Below are 19,494 nucleotides of genomic sequence, written 5' to 3'. Positions count from 1 at the left end.
GTTCCGCGGACTAGTTGCCGGCAGCCGAGCGCTCCGCGGCCTCGACGACGTTGGTCAGCAGCATGGCACGCGTCATCGGCCCCACTCCCCCGGGATTCGGTGAGAGCCAGCTCGCCACCGAGGCGACCGCGGGATCGACGTCGCCCGTGAGCTTCGCCCTGCCCGTCTCCGGATCCTCCACGCGGCTCACGCCGACATCCAGCACGATCGCCCCGGGCTTCACCCGGTCCGCACGGATCATGTGCGGGATCCCTGCCGCGGCGACGACGACGTCGGCCCGTCCGAGATGATCGGCGAGATCCACCGTCCCGGTGTGTGCGAGCGTCACCGTCGCGTTGATCTGCTTCCGGGTGAGCAGCAGACCGAGCGGGCGGCCGACCGTCACGCCACGGCCGACGACGAGCACGTCGAGGCCCTTCAGCTCGACGTCGTGGCGGAGCAGGAGCTCGACGATACCGTGCGGGGTGCACGGCAACGGGGAGTCCATCGGCGCGTTGACGTTGAGGACCAGCTTCCCGAGGTTGGTCGGGTGCAGGCCGTCCGCGTCCTTCGCCGGATCGATGCGCTCGAGGATGGCGTTGGTGTCGATGTGGGCGGGGAGCGGGAGCTGGACGATGTAGCCGGTCGTGGCGGCGTCGGCGTTCAGCTCGTCGAGGACTGCCTCGAGTTCCTCCTGCGTGATGGTGTCCGGCAGGTCGCGCCGGACCGAGGTGATGCCGACCTGGGCGCAGTCGCGGTGCTTGCCCGCCACGTAGGAGTGGCTCCCCGGATCGTCGCCGACGAGGACCGTGCCGAGCCCGGGGGTCACCCCGCGCTCGCGCAGTGCGCTCACGCGCTCGGTCAGTTCCTCCTTGATGCGTGCGGCGGTCGCCTTGCCGTCAAGGATGCGGGCGTTGTTCATGGGAGGGATCCTTCTCTGGTCGCTCGTCCAGCTGTTCGAGCAGGAATGCCTTGCCGCGGTCGCAGCAGCCGGTGAAGCAGCATTCCGCGGTGGGGATGTCGAAGTCCGGTGACGCCGCCGCCCTCGAGGAGAGGGCGGCGCGTGGGATCGGATCTACCACTCCTCCTGGCCGGGGTAGAGCGGGAAGTCCGCCGCGAGTGCGGAGACGCGGGCGCGCAGTGCCTCGACGTCGGGCGACGGCTTCAGGGCGGCCGCGATGATCTCCCCGACCTCGGTGAACTCGGCGGCGCCGAAGCCGCGGGTCGCGAGGGCCGGCGTCCCGATGCGGAGGCCGGAGGTGACCATGGGCGGGCGGGGATCGAACGGCACGGCGTTGCGGTTGACCGTGATGCCGACGGAGTGCAGGACGTCCTCGGCCTGCTGGCCGTCGAGCGAGGAGTTGCGGAGGTCCACGAGGACGAGGTGGACGTCGGTTCCACCGGTGAGCACCGAGACGCCGTGCTCGGCGACGTCGGACCCGGTGAGGCGCTCGGCGATGATGCGGGCCCCCTCGAGGACGCGCTCCTGGCGCTCACGGAATTCCGGCGATCCGGCGATCTTGAAGGCCGTGGCCTTGCCCGCGATGACGTGCATGAGCGGGCCGCCCTGCTGTCCCGGGAAGACGTTGGAGTTGAGCTTCTTGGCCCACTCCTGCTTGGCGAGGATGACCCCTGAGCGGGGACCGGCCAGCGTCTTGTGCACCGTGGAGGTGACGACGTCGGAGTAGGGCACCGGGCTGGGGTGGACACCGGCTGCGACGAGTCCGGCGAAATGGGCCATGTCGGTCCAGAGGAGGGCGCCGACCTCGTCGGCGATGGAGCGGAAGGCGGCGAAATCGAGCTGGCGGGGGTAGGCCGACCAGCCGGCGATCAGCACCTGCGGCTTCTCGGCGACCGCCTGTGCCCGCACGCGGTCCATGTCCAGGCGGTGGGTGTCCTCCTCGACGCCGTACGCCGCGACCTCGTAGAGCTTCCCGGAGAAGTTCAGCTTCATGCCGTGCGTGAGGTGTCCGCCGTGTGCGAGGGAGAGGCCCATGATCTTGTCACCGGGCTTGATCATCGCGGAGAGTGCGGCCGCGTTCGCCTGGGCACCGGAGTGGGGCTGGACGTTCGCGAACTCTGCACCGAAGAGCGCCTTCACACGCTCGATCGCGAGGTTCTCCGCGACGTCGACGTGTTCGCACCCACCGTAGTAACGGCGTCCCGGGTACCCTTCGGCGTACTTGTTGGTGAGGACACTGCCCTGGGCCTCGAGGACCGCGCGCGGCGCGAAGTTCTCCGACGCGATCATCTCGAGCGTGTCCCGCTGACGCGCGAGCTCGTTCCGGAGGACGGCGGCGATCTCGGGATCCACCTCGGACAGGGGCGCGTTGGTGACGGTATCCGCTGCGGAGTGGGACGGGGCCATGGGCGACGTGGTCATCGGTTGATCCTTCTCTGGGTCTCGCACGAGGTCAGCTTGAATCGCGGGCGGGCGTCGGACCGCTGGTCCGTGCCCCGGCCGCTCATGAAACGTGACCCGCGGCCCAGGCGTGCGATCCGTGGTCTGCACTGGACGTCCACCGCGCCCGCAGGACGGCGGCAGCTCCACGCCGCTTCCTGGTGGTTGCCCACCCTACGCCAGTCGCGACGCTCCCATGCTAGCCGCTCCCGAGCGGCGCCCGCCACGCGATGACGCGGAGCCCGGAATAGTCATCACTGCCCGGCCGTTCGCTGAGAAGGAGCGTGCCCCGGAGACCGGGATCGCCAGGAGAGGTGGGACGCGATGGACGTGACAACGCCCGGGGACACACCGGTGCAAACGGGCGTACGGGCAGGCGGGGACGGCGTCGGGCGCGTGGGCGTCGTCGTCATCGGTGCCGGCCAGGCCGGCCTCAGCAGTGCCTACCACCTCCTGCGCCGGGGGCTGGAGGCGGAGCGCGACGTCGTCGTCCTCGATGCGAACCCGGCGCCCGGTGGCGCCTGGCTGCACCGCTGGCCCGCCCTCACCTTCGACGCCGCCCACGCGCTCCACGACCTGCCCGGCCTGCCGCTCGGCACGCCGGACCCGAAGGAACCGGCGGCCGACGTCGTGTCCCGCTACTACGGCGCGTACGAGCGGACCTTCGACCTGCCCGTGCACCGTCCCGTCTCCGTGCTGGCAGTGGAGCCCGAGGAGGGGCCTGCCGGCTCGTCCGGCCACGGTGACGGCCCGCTGCGCGTCACGACGACGGCGGGCACGTGGATCGCCGACGCCGTCATCAGTGCGACCGGCACCTGGGACCGCCCGTACTGGCCCTATTACCGCGGCCGGGACGTCTTCGCGGGCCGGCAGCTCCACACGCACGACTACCGCTCGGCAGCGGAGTTCGAGGGACAGCGCGTGCTGGTCGTCGGTGGCGGTACGTCCGCGGTGCAGTTCGTGCTGCAGCTCCACGAGGCCGGAGCCGCCCCCGTCTGGTCGACACGCCGACCGCCGTCGTTCACGCGCCGCGCCTTCGATCCGGAGTGGGGTCGCGAGGTCGAGGCGGAGGTCAACGCCCGGACCGCCGCGGGGCTGCCGCCCGCCAGCGTCGTCTCCGTCACCGGACTGTCGCTCACGGCGCAGTACCGGGCCGGGATCGACGCCGGCATCCTCGTCTCCCGCGGGCCCCTCTCCGAACTCCGCGAGCATTCGGCAGTCTTCGCGGACGGGTCGGTGGAACCCGTGGACGCCGTCCTCTGGGCCACCGGGTTCCGCGCCGCCCTGGACCATCTCGCACCGCTGCGCCTCCGTGAACCCGGAGGCGGCATCCTCATGGACGGGGTCCACGTGGTCAAGGAGCCCCGACTCCTGCTCGTGGGCTACGGCGCGTCCGCCTCGACCCTCGGTGCCTCCCGCGCCGGCCGCGCGGCGGCGGTCGCCGCCGTCACACGGCTCCGCGCGGGGGCCGGGCGGGCGACGGCCGGTAATCTGGCGTAGGTGACCTCCCCCGAGACCTCCCGTCCGCCCTCGTCCTACTCCCTGACGCTCTCCTGCCCCGACAGGCCGGGAATCGTCCACGGCGTCTCCGGCGCCCTCGTGGGCCTCGGGGCGAACATCACGGAATCCCAGCAGTACGGCAGCCCGGAGACGGGCACCTTCTTCATGCGCGTCGCCCTGACCACGGAGGCGTCCGCGGACGGGCTTCACACCGCCCTGGCACCGGTGGCCCGTGAGTTCGGCATGGAGTGGTCACTCAACGAGACCTCCCGCCGGACCCGGACCCTCATCATGGTCTCGAAAGCAGCGCACTGCCTCAACGACCTCCTCTTCCAGCACCGCTCCGGCACCCTCGCCATCGACATCCCCGTCATCGTGTCCAACCACCGGGACCTCGAGGACCTCGCCGCCTTCTACGGCATCGAGTTCCATCACATCCCGGTCACGCCGGAGACCAAGGACGAGGCGGAGGACGCACTGCGTGCGCTGATGCGGCAGCACGACGTCGAACTGGTCGTCCTGGCGCGGTACATGCAGATCCTCAGTGACCGGCTCTGCGGTGACCTCCTGGGCAGGGCGATCAACATCCACCACTCGTTCCTGCCGTCCTTCAAGGGGGCACGGCCCTACCACCAGGCCCATGCCCGCGGCGTCAAGCTCATCGGCGCGACGGCCCACTACGTCACGGGCGCCCTGGACGAGGGCCCGATCATCGAACAGGAGGTCATCCGCGTGGACCACGCGCGGACGGCCGAGCAGCTCACCGCGATCGGACGGGAACTCGAGGGGCGCGCCCTGGTGCAGGCCGTGCAGTGGCACGCGGAACGGCGCGTCCTCCTCGACGGTCGCAGGACCATCGTCTTCAACTGATGGTCCCGCCGCCGCGGGAGGCGTCGCCTAGGCTGGCGCCATGGCCAACCACACCTTCCGCGGCAGGACCCCCCGCGTCTCCGACTCCGCCTTCGTCGCCCCCTCTGCCTCCCTCATCGGCGACGTGGTGATCAGCGGACATGCGAGCGTGTTCTTCGGCGCCACCCTGCGCGCGGACACCTCCTCCATCAGCGTCGGGGAGGGGACGAACCTCCAGGACAACGTGGTGGTGCACGCCGACCCTGGCTTCCCGGCGCGCATCGGCGACCGCGTCAGTGTCGGCCACAGCGCCGTGGTGCACGGCTGCACCATCGAGGACGACTGCCTGATCGGCATGAGCGCGACCGTCATGAACGGTGCCGTCATCGGGACCGGTTCCCTCGTGGCCGCCGGCGCCGTCGTGCTCGAGGGCACCGTGGTCCCGCCCCGCTCCCTGGTCGCCGGCGTCCCCGCGAAGGTGCGCCGGACGCTGGACGACGGCGAGGTGGACGGCGTCAGGGCCAACGCAGCCGACTACAGGCTCCTCGCCCAGGAGTACCGCCAAGCGTTAACTTCTTGACTACAAGCGGGAGCTACGGCACCCTTGGGATCATGCCCGCAGACTCCCCCTCGACGGCGAGGACAAGCCTGAGCGCCCCGCTACCCAAGCCGGGCTCCCAGTCCGCACTGCGCGAGCAGAACCAGCAGCGCGTCATCGCGGCACTGATGAGCGGCGGGCCGCAGACCCAGGCCGAACTCTCCCGACAGACCGGACTCTCGACAGCGACGGTCTCGAACATCGTCAAGGTGATGGCTGCGACCGGCATCGTCAGTACTGCACCCACCACGAGTTCCGGCCGCCGCGCCCTCTCGGTGATCCTCAACGACAACGGGCAGGTCGCCGCGGGGATCGACATCGGGCGCCGCCACCTCAGGGTGGTCCTCGCCAGCCCGAACTACCGGGTGCTGCAGGAGGCGTCCGTCGCACTCCCCCTCGGGCACAGCGCCGTCGACGGACTGACCGCGGCGTCCGATCTCCTGGACTCCCTCCTGGACAACGGCGGTATCCGCCGCCGCGCACTCCTCGGTGCCGGGATCGGGATCCCCGGGCCGATCGACAGGCGCACCGGAACAGTGGTGCAGGGCGCCATCCTCCCAGAGTGGGTCGGCATCAACATCCACGAGACGTTCAGTGAACGGCTGCGGGTGCCCGTCTTCATCGACAACGATGCGAACCTCGGCGCCCTGGCGCAGGTGACCTGGGGCCCGCACAGTGCTGTCGAGAACCTGATGTTCATGAAGGTGGGATCGGGCATCGGCGCCGGGCTGGTGCTGAACGGCTCGCTCTACTACGGGAACGTCGGCGTGACCGGCGAGCTGGGCCACACGACCATCAACGAGCAGGGCGTCATCTGCCGGTGCGGCAACCGCGGCTGTCTCGAGACGGTGGCGTCGACGTCCACCATGATCGAGCTCCTCAGCCGCGGCAGCAACGAGACGGTGGACACGCAGCGGATCATCGACTGGGTGCTCGCCGGCGATACCGCGGCGTTGCGCGTGATCGACGACGCCGGCGTGGCCATCGGCCGTGCACTCGCGCACATGGCGAACCTCATCAACCCCGAGACGATCGTCATCGGCGGGCCCCTGACCAGCCTCGGGGAGATCCTGCTGGAGCCCGTCCGGCGCGGGCTCGCCCGGCACGCCGTGCCCATCATCGGCGACACCACGAGCGTCTGCATGTCCTCGCTCGGCGATCGCGCCGAAGCCCTCGGTGCGGCCGCCGTCGTCCTGGCACAGCAGGGACTTGCTCCCGCGCTCGCCAGCTCAGCCTGAAGTTTTCCTCTGTTTTCTCCGTGCTTTGTGTTCAACAGTTGACGACAAGGCATACCAGCGTGTTCAATTCTTTCGGGTCGAGGTTGGCCTGCACCAAGACAATGCCGTCACCGCGGGAGGCCCCATGAACAACCACACCATCCTGGAGATGCGCTCCATCACCAAGGAGTTCCCGGGAGTCAAAGCCCTCTCCGACGTCTCGCTCGAGGTCCGGGCCGGCGAGATCCACGCCATCTGCGGCGAGAACGGTGCCGGGAAGTCCACCCTCATGAAGGTGCTCTCGGGCCTCTACCCCTACGGCGACTACTCCGGCGACATCGTGTTCCAGGGCCAGGAGGTCCAGTTCAAGGACATCCGCTCCAGCGAAGCGGCCGGGATCGTGATCATCCACCAGGAACTCGCGCTGATCCCCGAGCTGTCGATCGCCGAGAACATCTTCCTCGGTAACGAACCCACCCGGTTCGGCGTCATCGACTGGGACTACGTGAACCGGACCACCCTCGAGCTGATGGCCCGCGTGGGGCTCCGCGAGGACCCGATCACGAAGGTCAAGGACATCGGGGTGGGCAAGCAGCAGCTCGTCGAGATCGCGAAGGCACTCAACAAGTCCGTGAAGCTGCTCATCCTCGACGAGCCGACGGCGGCCCTCAACGAATCGGATTCCCAGCACCTGCTGGACCTGATGTCGGGCCTGCGCTCCAAGGGGATCTCCTGCATCATGATCTCGCACAAGCTCAACGAGATCGAGCAGATCGCCGACTCGATCACCATCATCCGCGACGGCAAGTCGATCGAGACGCTCCACGTCAAGGACGACGGCGTCGACGAGGACCGCATCATCCGAGGGATGGTGGGCCGCTCGCTCGAGTCGAGGTTCCCCGACCACACGCCGAACATCGGCGAGACGTTCTTCGAGGTCCGCGACTGGACCGTGGCCCACCCGACCGTGGCGGACCGCCTCGTCTGCAAGAACTCGAGCTTCCACGTCCGGCGCGGCGAGATCGTCGGCTTCGCCGGGCTGATGGGTGCAGGACGGACCGAGCTGGTGCGTTCGGTCTTCGGCCGCTCCTACGGGAACTTCAAGTCCGGGCAGATCCTCATCGACGGCAAGGAGGTGACGCTGCGCTCGGTGCCCCAGGCCATCAAGGCCGGCCTCGCCTATGTCACCGAGGACCGCAAGTCGCTGGGACTGAACCTCCTGGACGACATCAAGACCACCACGGTCTCGGCCGACCTGCAGCGCATCACGCACGGCCTCGTCGTCGACAAGGACGAGGAGTTCCGCGTCGCCGAGGAATACCGGAAGTCGCTGCGCACCAAAACACCGAGCGTCAACGAGGGTGTGGCCAAGCTGTCCGGGGGGAACCAGCAGAAGGTGGTCCTCGCCAAATGGATGTTCACCGACCCCGATCTGCTCATCCTCGACGAGCCCACGCGCGGGATCGACGTCGGTGCGAAGTACGAGATCTACGGCATCATCCAGAAGCTGGCGGACCAGGGGAAGGGCGTCATCGTCATCTCCTCCGAACTGCCTGAACTGCTCGGTCTCTCCGACCGCATCTACACCATCTTCGAAGGCGCCATCACCGGGGAACTGACCCGCGAGGACGCCAATCAGGAGTCCCTGATGAAACGCATGACCGCCAGCCGAACCGCTGCCTGACCGACGCTCCTAGGAAAGACACCATGAATTCCTTCAAACAAATCTTCGGCGGGAACACCCGCCAGTTCGGGATGATCTTCGCCCTGGTCGCGCTGGTCGTGTTCTTCCAGTGGCAGACCGGCGGCAAGACGCTCACGTCGGTGAACATGATGAACCTGTTCAACGGCAACTCCTACATCCTGATCCTCGCCATCGGCATGGTGCTCGTCATCATCGCCGGCCACATCGACCTCTCGGTCGGCTCCATCGCGGCCTTCGTCGGCATCGTCGTCGCCATCGCGATGCGCGACTGGGGTATCCCCTGGTACCTCGGCGTCCTCCTCGGCCTCGTGCTCGGTGCGGTCATCGGCATCTGGCAGGGCTTCTGGGTGGCCTACGTCGGCATCCCGGCCTTCATCGTCACCCTCGCGGGGATGCTCCTGTTCCGGGGCGCGAACCAGTCCGTCGGCAACTCCCTCACCGTGCCGGTGCCCGAGGGCTTCCGCTACCTCGGTGCGGGCTACCTCCCCGAGGTGGGACCGGATCTCGGCTACAACAACCTGACCCTGCTGATCGGCTTCGCCCTCGTCGCGTTCGTCGTCTACAGCGAGCTCCGCGGCCGTCGCAAGCTCGAGAAGATCGGCGCGACGGTGCCCCCCACCTGGGTACCCATCGTGAAGGTCGTCCTGCTCTCCGCCGTCATCCTGTACGCGACGTACCTCTTCGCGACGGGCCGTCCGGGCACCTCCTTCCCCGTTCCCGGCCTGATCCTCGGCGTCCTGGTCATCATCTACGCGTTCATCTCCAACAAGACCATCCTCGGCCGCCACGTCTACGCCGTCGGTGGCAACCGTCACGCCGCCGAGCTGTCCGGCGTGCAGAGCAAGCGCGTGAACTTCATGGTCATGATGAACATGTCGATCCTCGCGGCGCTCGCCGGGATGATCTTCGTCGGCCGATCCACGGCATCCGGGCCGTCCGACGGCGTCGGGTGGGAACTGGACGCCATCGCCGCGGTCTTCATCGGTGGCGCGGCCGTGACCGGCGGCGTCGGCACCGTGGTCGGTTCGATCATCGGCGGACTCGTGATGGCCGTCCTCAACAACGGCCTGCAGCTGCTCGGAGCCGGCGCCGACGACACCCAGATCATCAAGGGAATCGTCCTCCTCGTCGCGGTCGCCTTCGACGTCTACAACAAGAGCCAGGGCAAGCCGTCGATCATCGGCCTGCTCACCAGGAACTTCGGCGGAGGTGGCGGCAACCGAAAAACCGACACCGAAGCCCCGAAACCGGCTCCCACGGAGCAGGCCGTCGGAACGAAGGAAGTCATCTCCCACGACGTCTAGGCGCCCGCCACTACCGGGCATCCGGACCCAACGCTCCACCCGTCCACCAGAGCACGAGCAACAGAAAGAGAAAGCAATGCGTAAGTTCGCAAAGTCCTTCGCAGCGATCGCTGCGATTTCAGCACTGGCGCTGACCGGCTGCGGTCGCGAAGAAGCAGCCCCGGCCACGGAGGGCGGAGAATCCGCCGCTGCGACGGGCTTCGAGGAAGGTTCCTCCATCGGCGTCGCACTGCCCCAGAAGACCTCGGAGAACTGGGTCCTCGCGGAGAAGCTGTTCAACGACGGCCTGACCGAGGCCGGCTACGAGCCGGACGTGCAGTTCGCCAACGGCGGTGTCTCCGAGCAGCAGAACCAGATCAGCTCCATGATCACCAACGGTGTGAAGGTCCTGATCGTCGGCGCCATCGACGGCGCCCAGCTCGGGACGCAGCTCGCGCAGGCCAAGGAGGCCGGCATCACGGTCATCGCCTACGACCGCCTGCTCCTGAACACCGACGCGGTCGACTACTACGTGGCCTACGACAACTTCAAGGTCGGCGAGCTGCAGGGCCAGGCCCTCCTCGACGGCATGAAGGCCGCCAAGCCCGAAGGCCCGTACAACATCGAGCTCTTCGCCGGATCGCCCGACGATGCCAATGCGAAGGTCTTCTTCGACGGCGCCATGAGCATCCTCCAGCCCGAGATCGACAACGGCAACCTCGTCGTCGCCTCCGGGCAGACCACCTTCGAGCAGGCCGTCACCCAGGGCTGGAAGGCCGAGAACGCCCAGAAGCGTGCGGACACGCTGCTCTCCGGCAGCTACGGCTCCACCGAGCTCGACGGCGTCCTCTCCCCCAATGACACGCTCGCCCGCGCGATCCTGACCTCCGTGGAAGGTGCCGGCAAGACCCTGCCGGTCGTCACGGGCCAGGACTCCGAGGTCGAATCCGTGAAGTCCATCATGGAGGGCAAGCAGTACTCCACGATCAACAAGGACACCCGCGCACTCGTGGAGCAGTCGATCACCATGGTCGGTAACCTGCAGGCCGGCGAGGAGCCCGAGATCAACGATCCCGACTCCTACGAGAACGGCGTGAAGACCGTTCCCGCGTTCCTCCTCGAGCCGCAGATCGTCACCAAGGACAACGCGGCGGACGCCTACGCCGACGACCCCACGCTGTCGGCGATCACGAACCCGTAGTCGAGGTTCGAGCAACAGCAGTACTGAGAAGATGCCCCGGCTTCGGCCGGGGCATCTTTTTTGTCCTTTCCGGAGGGGATGGAGCGCAGGAGTGCGGTTCCTCGCCGCCCATCCTGACCTCCGCCCGGCGACGCTGAGCCGCGCCCTCGGTGTCGGCGGCCTGGCCGCGTCGTCGATCGCCGTCGTCGATCGCGGGCGTCCTCGCCGTGGTGAGTATCGGTCTCGGTGTCCCGCGGGCGATCATCGCCTTCGTGACCACGCGTCAGCAACTCACTCCCGCCCGTCCCGGAGCGTCATCCGGCGCCGGTCGATGGACGCGGCACCCGCCAGCGGCGAGGATAGGTCCATGAACCCACAGACCAGAATCGCCGTTCCCCCCTGCGCGGAAGCAGGCGCCCCCAGCCCGATCACGGCGACGGGCCGACCCCTGAAGTGGGGCGTCATCGCCACCGGTGGCATCGCCTCCAAGGTCACGGCGGACATCGCCCTGCTCGAGGATGCCGTGCTCCACGCGGTCAGCTCCCGTAATGCCGAGAGCGCGGCAGCCTTCGCCGAGCGCTTCGGCTTCGCCACCAGCTACGGCAATGACGGCGACGTTGCCGGCTACCAGCGCCTCGTGGATGACCCGGACGTCGACGTCGTCTACATCACCACGCCGCACGGGCAGCACTACGACGTCGCGAAGGCTGCGCTGACCGGCGGCAAGCACGTCCTGTGCGAGAAGCCGTTCACCATCAACGCCGCCGAGGCCGAGGAACTCGCCGCCCTCGCCGCTGAACGCGGACTGTTCATGATGGAGGCGGTGTGGACCCGCTTCCTGCCGAGCGTGAACCGCGCCTGGGAGATCATCCACGCGGGCGAGCTCGGTGACATCCGGTGGGTGCAGGGCGATCTGGGCTTCGCCGCACCGGACGATCCGACGAGCCGCCTGTGGGATCCGAAGGCCGGAGGCGGCGCCCTCCTCGACCTCACCGTGTACCCGCTGACCTGGGCCCTCGGTTCGCTCGGCTTCCCCGATTCCGTGTCTGCGGTGGGCACCCTGAACGACGACGGCGTCGACCTGCAGGCTGCGGTCACGCTCAGCTACGGGAACGGAGCCTATGCGCAGCTGTCGTCGTCGTTCATCGCGTCCTGCCCGGGTCAGGCCACCGTCTGCGGGTCCAAGGGCTGGCTGAAGACCGGCGGCGGGCCGCTCCACAACCCCAGGGAACTGACGATCAGTGCAGGGCACAACGAGGTCCGCGTGGAGCACTTCGAGCAGGTGGGCGCTGGGTACACCTACGAGCTGCGCGAGGTGACCCGCTGCATCCAGGAGGGCCTGACGGAGAGCCCGACGATGCCGATCAGTGACACTCTCAGGACCATGCACCTGCTGGATGACGTCCGGGCGCAGATCGGGCTCCGGTACGCCAACGACGACGCCTGACTCAGACGGCGCGCCGGAGGACGGGCCCCTGCAGCCACTGCTGCCGGGGCCCGTCCTTTCGTTCGTCCTCGCGGTTCCGCCTAGGCAGATGCCCTGCCGCGGCGGGCGAGCACCAGCCCACCCAGGCCACTGAGGACCAGGAGCGAGCCGAAGAGGACGATCTGCTGCTCGGCGAAGCCCGTCGAGGCAAGAGCCGTCGGAGCCGTGACTGCCCCAGCGGCCTGGCCGTTGGCCTTGCCGGCTGACAGCGACGCCGCCGGAGCGATGACCTTCACGGTGCCGCTCGCGACCGAGACGGTGCCCGGTGCCGGTGTCCTTGTTCCCGTGGGGACTGATCCGGTGGTCGTGGGGCCGGTGGGGGCTCCGCCGTCGGATCCGTCGGTACCGCCCGGCACGCCGGTGTCGCCGTCACCGCCGGTACCCGGGTCTCCGGGATCGGTCGGCGTCGTCGGCGTCGTCGGGGTCGTCGGCGTCGTCGGCGTCGTCGGCGTCGTCGGCGTCGTCGGCGTGGTCGGCGTCGTCGGGGTCGTCGGAGTGGTCGGCGTCGTCGGGCCGGTTGAGCCCGTCCCGCACTCGGTGTTGCTGTCCCCGATGAGGGTGAGTCCGTTGCATCCGATCACGACCGGCACGGTGATCACCGGTGTGATGACGTTCCCGTCGAGGATCCCTCCGTCCAGGATGCCCCCGCCGGTGTTTCCGCCGGTGCTGCCGCCCGTCGTGCCCCCGGTGGAGCCGGTGGTGCAGTCCGAGGAGCTGTCACCGATCAGGGTCAGGTCATTGCAGCCCACATTCACCGGAACGGTGACCACAGGAGCGATGACATTCCCATCGAGAATCCCACCGTCCAGGATGCCCCCGCCGGTATTGCCGCCGGTATCCCCGCCCGTGTTCCCGCCCGTGCTGCCACCGGTGCTGCCACCCGTCGTGCCCCCGGTGGAGCCGGTGGTGCAGTCCGAGGAGCTATCACCGATCAGGGTCAGGTCATTGCAGCCCACATTCACCGGAACAGTGACCACAGGAGCGATGACATTCCCATCGAGAATCCCACCGTCCAGGATGCCCCCGCCGGTATTGCCGCCGGTATCCCCGCCCGTGTTCCCGCCCGTGCTGCCACCCGTCGCGCCCCCGGTGGAGCCGGTGGTGCAATCCGAGGAGCTGTCACCGATCAGGGTCAGGTCATTGCAGCTCACATTCACCGGAACGGTGACCACAGGAGCGATGACATTCCCGTCGATAATGCCGCCATCCAGCAGACCACCGTGGATGGACTCATCGGTTGGACCCCCCACGGTCCCACCGGTGCCTCCGGTCCCGGTCGAACCCGACGTCCCGGTCGACGACGAATCCCCGACCAACGACACCGAATTCCCCGACACGTTCACGGGCACCACGACCTCCGGAGAGACCACGTTCCCATTCAGCAGACCTCCGCCGAGGAGGCCGTCGCCGACCGGGGCCGGGGCAGGCACCGGGGCAGAACCGCTGGTCGAACCGGTCGAACCCGACGTCCCGGTCGACGACGAATCCCCGACCAACGACACCGAATTCCCCGACACGTTCACGGGCACCACGACCTCCGGAGAGACCACGTTCCCGTTCAGCAGACCCCCATCGAGGAGCCCGCCGTCCAGTAGGCCGCCGGACGAGCCCGAGAGGCCCGGAGAGCCGCCGGGTGAAGCGCCGAGGGAGGCCTCGAGGGCCACCGCGGTTTCCTCGATGATCGCCCCGCTGGTCGTACCCGACTGCAGTGGCGCAATGGTGGCGGCTGCAAGGCCTGCCTCCGCCTCCGCTGTGAAGACCCCGGTAGTCGGCGCCGTCAGTGATGTCGTTGAAGGTGATGACAGGTCCGCAGCTGTCGCTGCTCCTGCTCCGAGGACGACGACGCCCCCGGCTAAAAGGACTCCGTAGAGCCCTCGCTGCACGTATGTACGCATGATGTTCTCCTGATGATGAAAGTGGTGTGGAGGTGCGTGTGGCACCGTGAGCCGTCAGCCGCGCGCGAAGGCGCGGCGAGGCCACCACTAATCGGGAGAAGAGCCGGGATCGAAACTGGGTCCGGACGGAAGGTCAGCGTTCGCAGGGTGACCGCGCCGCCCGGTCAACAGGAGGACGACGAGGAACGCTCCTGCGGAGAGTGCCGCGAGCGGCGCCGCCGAGCCCGCACCCGTCATGGACGACGTCCCGCCGAAGAAGGACGAGAGGACGGTCGGGAGGGCCCCGGACGTTCCGTCGGTCGAGGCGACCAAGGCGGTCAGGGTCGCGCCTGCAGCGCTGGTGAGTGGCTCGACCAGGCGCTCAATAACGGTCGATTCCGGGGTCGCGGGGACGAGATACGTGGGAAGCGAGCCGGCCGCACCGAGAGCCGGCCGGGCTTCGATCGAGTTCGGAGCGAGAATGGAATCGACCGCGCCGGTGACCGGAATCTGCGCGAGGCCTGCATCCGGCAGGGCAGGCGCCGGAACGGCGACGGCTTCAACCGGTTCGGTGGCGACGGGCGTCTGCGGCACGACGGCGACCGGAGCGTTCACGACCGGGGACGCCGGATCAGTGATCGGCAGCACGGCGATCGGCGGCACTGCCACCGGTACGGGGAGCACCTCGACCACGGGGGCCACGATTTCCGTGACGGGAGCGACTACCCCGAGCACGGGCTCGACGACACCACCCACGGCACCGTCCACGATGCCGGTCACCGGAGTGGTGATCCCCGTGACGGTTCCTGTCGGAATGATCTGTCCGATGACGGGCACCTGCGCAAGCGTCCCGTCCACCGTCGTCGTGACGGGTGTCAGCACCGAGCCGACGGGCTCCGAGAGAAGCTGGGGCACACGGGCGGCGACGTCATCGACGAGCGGAAGAACGCGTGTCTGCTGCAGACCTGTCGCAGCCGCCAGCGGGGCAGCGGGCTCTGTGACAGCAGCGAGGGCGGGAGCCGCCGTCGTCTCGACGACGTCCGTCACGGATCCGAGCAGGCCGCGCTCCGCGGGGAGGTCGGCGGCGGAGGCGCCCGACGCACCGAGGGCCATCCATCCGAGGGCACCGGCGCCGGCGAGGAGTGAGACCCGCACAGAGGTAGCGAGAGACCGACGCTTTCGCATCTTCATCGCACATTCACCCCCAGGCTGAGACCGTGGTGCAACCATAGACCCGCGGAGTGCGGCGTGTAAATGACGGGTTTCACGAAGAAGCCAGTGGTCCGCAAAAGCGGACCACCGGCTGTCGATCCCTCCGTGGGGGGTTACGGGGTCAGGATCGCGAGGACCTCTGTCAGCTTCGCGGAGGGGCGCATGATCTGACTGACCTTCGTGACGTCCGGGTGGAAGTACCCGCCGATGTCCGCCGGCCGGCCCTGGACCTCGAGCAGCTCGGCCACGATGGTGTCCTCGTTGCCGGTCAGCGCCTCGGCGACGCGCGCGAAGCTCTCGGCCAGCTCGGCGTCCTGCTCCTGCCTCGCCAGTTCCTCGGCCCAGTAGCGGGCGAGGAAGTAGTGGCTGCCGCGGTTGTCGATCTCGCCCACGCGGCGGCTCGGCGACTTGTTCTCGAGCAGGAAGGTCCCGGTGGCTCGATCCAGCGTGTCGGCGAGGACCTGCGCGCGCTCGTTCCCCGTCGTCGTCGCCAGATGTTCGAAGCTGACCGCGAGGGCGAGGAACTCGCCCAGGCTGTCCCAGCGCAGGTGGTTCTCCCTGACGAGCTGCTGCACGTGCTTGGGAGCGGAACCACCGGCGCCCGTCTCGAAGAGCCCGCCGCCGTTCATGAGGGGCACCACGGAGAGCATCTTGGCGCTCGTGCCCAGCTCGAGGATGGGGAAGAGATCGGTCAGGTAGTCGCGGAGGACGTTGCCCGTCACCGAGATGGTGTCATCGCCCTTGCGGATGCGCTCGAGCGTGAACGCGGTGGCGTCGACCGGCGTCATGATCTCGAGCGTGACGTCGTCGGTGTCGTTGGCCCCCAGGTACTCCTCGACCTTCGCGATGAGGTTGGCGTCGTGGGCGCGGCCCTTGTCGAGCCAGAAGACAGCCGGCGTCGCCGAGGCGCGGGCGCGCGTGACGGCGAGCTTCACCCAGTCCTGGATCGCGGCGTCCTTGGTCTGGCAGGCGCGCCAGATGTCACCCGGAGCGACGTCGTGCTCGATCAGCACGGCGCCATCGGCGTCGACGATCTGGACCTTCCCGTCGGCGGGGATCTCGAACGTCTTGTTGTGGCTGCCGTACTCCTCGGCGGCCTGGGCCATCAAGCCCACGTTGGGGACCGTGCCCATGGTGGTCGGGTCGAAGGCGCCGTTGGCGCGGCAGTCGTCGATGACGACCTGGTAGATCCCGGCGTAGCTGCTGTCGGGAATGACGGCGAGCGTGTCCGCCTCCTCGCCGTCCGGCCCCCACATGTGGCCGGAGCTGCGGATCATGGCCGGCATGGAAGCGTCCACGATCACGTCGCTGGGGACGTGCAGGTTGGTGATGCCCTTGTCGGAATCGACCATCGCGATCGCCGGGCCGTCCTCCATGCCCTTGGCGATGACCTGCTGGACACCGTCGCGTACGTCCTCGGGGAGCTTGTCGAGGCCACCGATGATCGAGGCGAGGCCGTTGTTCGGGCTGAGGCCCGCCGTCGCGAGCTGCTCGCCGTAGGTCTCGAAGAGCTCGGGCAGGAAGGCGCGGACCACGTGGCCGAAGATGATGGGGTCCGAGACCTTCATCATGGTGGCCTTGAGGTGGGCCGAGAACAGCACGCCCTCGTCCTTCGCCCGGGCCACCTGGGCCTTGAGGAAGGCGTTGAGGGCATCGGCGCGCAGGACCGTGCCGTCGAGCACCTCTCCCGTCAGCACCGGGAAGGCGCCCTTGAGCTCGGTAACGGTGCCGTCGGTGGCGACATGCTGGATACTGACGGTCGTCTCGGCGGGGATGACGACGGACTGCTCGTTGGAACGGAAGTCGTCGCTCGTCATGTGCGCCACCTTCGTCTTCGACTCCGGCGTCCAGGCCCCCATGCTGTGCGGGTTCTGGCGCGCGTAGTTCTTCACCGACGCCGGAGCGCGCCGGTCCGAGTTGCCCTCGCGGAGGACGGGGTTGACGGCGCTGCCCTTGACCTTGTCGTACCGCGCGCGGACGTCCTTCTCCTCGTCGGTGGCGGGGTGGTCCGGGTAGTCCGGGAGGGCATAGCCCTGCGACTGCAGCTCGGCGATCGCAGCCTTCAGCTGGGGTACCGAGGCGCTGATGTTCGGCAGCTTGATGATGTTGGCGTCCGGCGTCTTCGCCAGGGCGCCGAGTTCGGCCAGCGCGTCAGCCACCTGCTGGTCCTCGGGGAGGCGGTCGTTGAAGAGAGCGATGATGCGGCCGGAGAGCGAGATGTCCCTGGTCTCCACCTCGACGCCCGCCGTGGACGCGAACGCCTCGATGATCGGCAGGAACGAGTAGGTGGCCAGCATCGGCGCTTCGTCGGTGTGGGTGTAGATGATCTTGGCCATGGGTGGCTTCTCCCTGGTGCTCTTGCGTTGTGCGGTCGGTTGGGGGTTGCCCATCTGCTCTAACCTACCGAGGTCCTTCGGGCATCACCTAACGGTATGCGCCCCGGAACGGCGGCGTTGACGGGCGCGGGTCGCCGCGCGGTGGTGTCCGCCAGGCGACCCGTTCAGGCGTCAGTGGAAGAAGTGACGGGCTCCGGTCAGGTACAGCGTGACCCCGGCTGCGTTCGCCGCGTCGATGACCTCCTGGTCGCGCACCGAGCCGCCCGGCTGGACCACGGCGCGGACACCGGCGTCGAGCAGGATCTGCAGTCCGTCGGCGAAGGGGAAGAAGGCGTCGGACGCGGCGACGGACCCGCGGGCCCGCTCGGTCCCTGCGAGGGAATTGGCCCGCTCGACGGCGAGGCGGCAGGAGTCCACGCGATTGACCTGGCCCATGCCCACTCCGACGGACGCGCCGTCGGACGCAAGCAGGATGGCGTTCGACTTCGCGGCGCGGCAGGCCTTCCAGGCGAAGGCGAGGTCCGCGAGGGTCGCCGCGTCGGCAGCCTCACCGGCGGCGAGCGTCCAGCGTGCGGGGTCGTCGCCGTCGGCGTCGAGCGTGTCCGCGACCTGCATGAGCACTCCCCCGGACACCTGCCGGAACTCGACCGGGTTGCGGCCGTAGCCGTCGGGCAGCGTCAGGAGGCGGATGTTCTTCTTCTGCGAGAGGATCTCCACGGCTTCCTCGGAGAAGGCGGGAGCGATGACGACCTCGGTGAAGATGTCCTTCACGGTGGCGGCCATGCGCGCGGTCACCTCGCGGTTCGCGGCGATCACACCGCCGAACGCCGACACGGGGTCGCAGGCGTGCGCCTTGGCATGGGCGTCCGCGATCGGATCCTCCGCGTCCGCGCTCCCGACGGCCACACCGCACGGGTTGGCGTGCTTGATGATCGCGACGGCGGGCTCGTCGAAGTCGAAGGCGGCGCGCAGCGCGGCGTCGGCATCCACGAAGTTGTTGTAGCTCATGGCCTTGCCGTGGAGCTGGTCGGCCTGGGCGATGCCGGGCGTGGCTCCCTTCTCGACGTACAGCGCGGCCTGCTGGTGCGGGTTCTCGCCGTAGCGCAGTACCTCGGACCGCTCGAGGGCGAGACCGGCGTACCCCGGGAAGGTGAAGGCTTCCTCGTCCGTGTCGAACTGCTCGGCCGTCCAGGAGGCGACGGCGGTGTCGTAGGCCGCGGTGTGGGCGAAGGCGAGCGCGGCCAGCCGGCGTCGTGCCGTGAGATCGAAGCCGCCCTCACCGGCGGCCGTGACGACGTCCGCATACCGCGCGGGGTCCACGACGATCGCGACCGAGGGGTGGTTCTTCGCGGCGGAGCGGACCATAGCGGGTCCGCCGATGTCGATCTGCTCGACGACGGCGTCCGGCTCAGCGCCGGACCGCACGGTCTCGACGAAGGGGTAGAGGTTGACGACGACGAGGTCGAACGCCTCGATGTCGAGCTCGGCGAGCTGGTCGATGTGCTCCTGGCGGCGACGATCGGCGAGGATCCCGGCGTGCACCTTCGGATGGAGGGTCTTGACCCGGCCGTCGAGCGTCTCCTGGAACCCGGTGACCTCGGATACCTCGGTCACGGGCACCCCCGCTGCGGCGATGCGCTGCGCCGTCGAGCCGGTCGAGACGATGGCGACGCCGGCGCGGTGCAGGCCCTGCGCCAGCTCCTCCAGACCGGTCTTGTCGAATACCGAGATCAGTGCTCGGCGGATGGGGACACGGTCGAGGTGGGTCAGGCTCACGCAGATCTCCGTCACATTGCTTCGCTGGGGGTCGCCCACAAGTGTATAGGCGCCGCTCCCGGCATCGAATGAAGGGGGCGGCGGGACCGTTTCCGGCC

General features: G+C 68.6%; 14 protein-coding genes. 8 read left to right on the top strand and 6 right to left on the bottom strand.

All coding sequences use genetic code 11. The features are described 5' to 3' along the window. Positions 1–10 precede the first annotated feature (10 nt). Both FNH21_RS11425 and glyA read right to left on the bottom strand, forming a co-directional pair. Complete coding sequence (locus tag FNH21_RS11425) at positions 11–901, bottom strand: bifunctional methylenetetrahydrofolate dehydrogenase/methenyltetrahydrofolate cyclohydrolase (protein WP_152815618.1); 891 nt, start codon at positions 899–901, stop codon at positions 11–13. A 153-nt stretch (positions 902–1,054) separates the two neighbouring features. Then, positions 1,055–2,362, bottom strand: coding sequence for a serine hydroxymethyltransferase (glyA, locus tag FNH21_RS11420; protein ID WP_277819749.1), 1,308 nt, complete (start codon positions 2,360–2,362; stop codon positions 1,055–1,057). A gap of 342 nt (positions 2,363–2,704) precedes the next feature. Between glyA and FNH21_RS11415 the strand changes: the two genes are divergently transcribed. The 8 genes from FNH21_RS11415 (at position 2,705) to FNH21_RS11380 (ending at position 12,159) form a co-directional block, all read left to right on the top strand. Next, positions 2,705–3,880, top strand: coding sequence for an FAD-dependent oxidoreductase (locus tag FNH21_RS11415; protein WP_152815615.1), 1,176 nt, complete (start codon positions 2,705–2,707; stop codon positions 3,878–3,880). Further along, entirely contained in the window at positions 3,881–4,750 is an 870-nt protein-coding gene (gene purU / locus FNH21_RS11410) for a formyltetrahydrofolate deformylase (RefSeq protein ID WP_191931892.1), read from the top strand. It begins immediately after the preceding gene. Positions 4,751–4,790: 40 nt separating this feature from the next. Then, positions 4,791–5,309, top strand: coding sequence for a gamma carbonic anhydrase family protein (locus tag FNH21_RS11405; RefSeq protein WP_152815612.1), 519 nt, complete (start codon positions 4,791–4,793; stop codon positions 5,307–5,309). Between the two features lie 32 nt (positions 5,310–5,341). Further along, positions 5,342–6,565 carry an ROK family transcriptional regulator gene (locus FNH21_RS11400; RefSeq protein WP_152815609.1) on the top strand — a complete coding sequence of 408 codons (1,224 nt, stop codon included), beginning with the start codon at positions 5,342–5,344 and terminating at the stop codon, positions 6,563–6,565. 124 nt (positions 6,566–6,689) lie between these two features. Next, a complete protein-coding gene (mmsA, locus tag FNH21_RS11395) occupies positions 6,690–8,228 on the top strand; it encodes a multiple monosaccharide ABC transporter ATP-binding protein (RefSeq protein ID WP_152815606.1) in 1,539 nt (512 codons plus the stop codon). A 23-nt stretch (positions 8,229–8,251) separates the two neighbouring features. After that, positions 8,252–9,553 (top strand): multiple monosaccharide ABC transporter permease, encoded by a 1,302-nt coding sequence (gene mmsB, locus FNH21_RS11390; protein WP_152815603.1) that lies wholly within the window; start codon positions 8,252–8,254, stop codon positions 9,551–9,553. 76 nt (positions 9,554–9,629) lie between these two features. Beyond that, positions 9,630–10,733 (top strand): substrate-binding domain-containing protein, encoded by a 1,104-nt coding sequence (locus FNH21_RS11385; protein WP_152815600.1) that lies wholly within the window; start codon positions 9,630–9,632, stop codon positions 10,731–10,733. Positions 10,734–11,079: 346 nt separating this feature from the next. Further along, positions 11,080–12,159 (top strand): Gfo/Idh/MocA family protein, encoded by a 1,080-nt coding sequence (locus tag FNH21_RS11380; protein ID WP_152815598.1) that lies wholly within the window; start codon positions 11,080–11,082, stop codon positions 12,157–12,159. Positions 12,160–12,239: 80 nt separating this feature from the next. Here the strand turns inward: FNH21_RS11380 and FNH21_RS11375 are convergent, their stop codons facing one another. From FNH21_RS11375 to purH, 4 genes are all read right to left on the bottom strand, one after another. Further along, complete coding sequence (locus FNH21_RS11375; RefSeq protein ID WP_191931891.1) at positions 12,240–14,093, bottom strand: hypothetical protein; 1,854 nt, start codon at positions 14,091–14,093, stop codon at positions 12,240–12,242. 87 nt (positions 14,094–14,180) lie between these two features. Then, positions 14,181–15,227 (bottom strand): hypothetical protein, encoded by a 1,047-nt coding sequence (locus FNH21_RS11370; RefSeq protein ID WP_152815586.1) that lies wholly within the window; start codon positions 15,225–15,227, stop codon positions 14,181–14,183. Between the two features lie 170 nt (positions 15,228–15,397). Further along, complete coding sequence (locus FNH21_RS11365) at positions 15,398–17,620, bottom strand: NADP-dependent isocitrate dehydrogenase (RefSeq protein ID WP_152815583.1); 2,223 nt, start codon at positions 17,618–17,620, stop codon at positions 15,398–15,400. A 171-nt stretch (positions 17,621–17,791) separates the two neighbouring features. Next, the gene (gene purH, locus FNH21_RS11360; RefSeq protein ID WP_191931890.1) at positions 17,792–19,396 is read right to left on the bottom strand and encodes a bifunctional phosphoribosylaminoimidazolecarboxamide formyltransferase/IMP cyclohydrolase; all 1,605 of its coding nucleotides are present in this window, start codon (positions 19,394–19,396) and stop codon (positions 17,792–17,794) included. Positions 19,397–19,494 lie beyond the last annotated feature (98 nt).

Source organism: Arthrobacter bussei, assembly GCF_009377195.2.
GTDB lineage: Bacteria > Actinomycetota > Actinomycetes > Actinomycetales > Micrococcaceae > Arthrobacter_D > Arthrobacter_D bussei.
The sequence above is the reverse complement of the archived record's forward strand: the minus strand, read 5'-3'. Positions and strand labels throughout refer to the sequence as shown.

Coding starts and splice junctions, on each gene's coding strand:
- FNH21_RS11415 (WP_152815615.1), top strand. CDS start 2,705: ATGGACGTGACAACGCCCGGGGACACACCGGTGCAAACGGGCGTACGG.
- FNH21_RS11405 (WP_152815612.1), top strand. CDS start 4,791: ATGGCCAACCACACCTTCCGCGGCAGGACCCCCCGCGTCTCCGACTCC.
- FNH21_RS11400 (WP_152815609.1), top strand. CDS start 5,342: ATGCCCGCAGACTCCCCCTCGACGGCGAGGACAAGCCTGAGCGCCCCG.
- FNH21_RS11425 (WP_152815618.1), bottom strand. CDS start 901: ATGAACAACGCCCGCATCCTTGACGGCAAGGCGACCGCCGCACGCATC.
- glyA (WP_277819749.1), bottom strand. CDS start 2,362: ATGACCACGTCGCCCATGGCCCCGTCCCACTCCGCAGCGGATACCGTC.
- FNH21_RS11375 (WP_191931891.1), bottom strand. CDS start 14,093: ATGCGTACATACGTGCAGCGAGGGCTCTACGGAGTCCTTTTAGCCGGG.
- FNH21_RS11380 (WP_152815598.1), top strand. CDS start 11,080: ATGAACCCACAGACCAGAATCGCCGTTCCCCCCTGCGCGGAAGCAGGC.
- FNH21_RS11385 (WP_152815600.1), top strand. CDS start 9,630: ATGCGTAAGTTCGCAAAGTCCTTCGCAGCGATCGCTGCGATTTCAGCA.
- mmsA (WP_152815606.1), top strand. CDS start 6,690: ATGAACAACCACACCATCCTGGAGATGCGCTCCATCACCAAGGAGTTC.
- mmsB (WP_152815603.1), top strand. CDS start 8,252: ATGAATTCCTTCAAACAAATCTTCGGCGGGAACACCCGCCAGTTCGGG.
- FNH21_RS11365 (WP_152815583.1), bottom strand. CDS start 17,620: ATGGCCAAGATCATCTACACCCACACCGACGAAGCGCCGATGCTGGCC.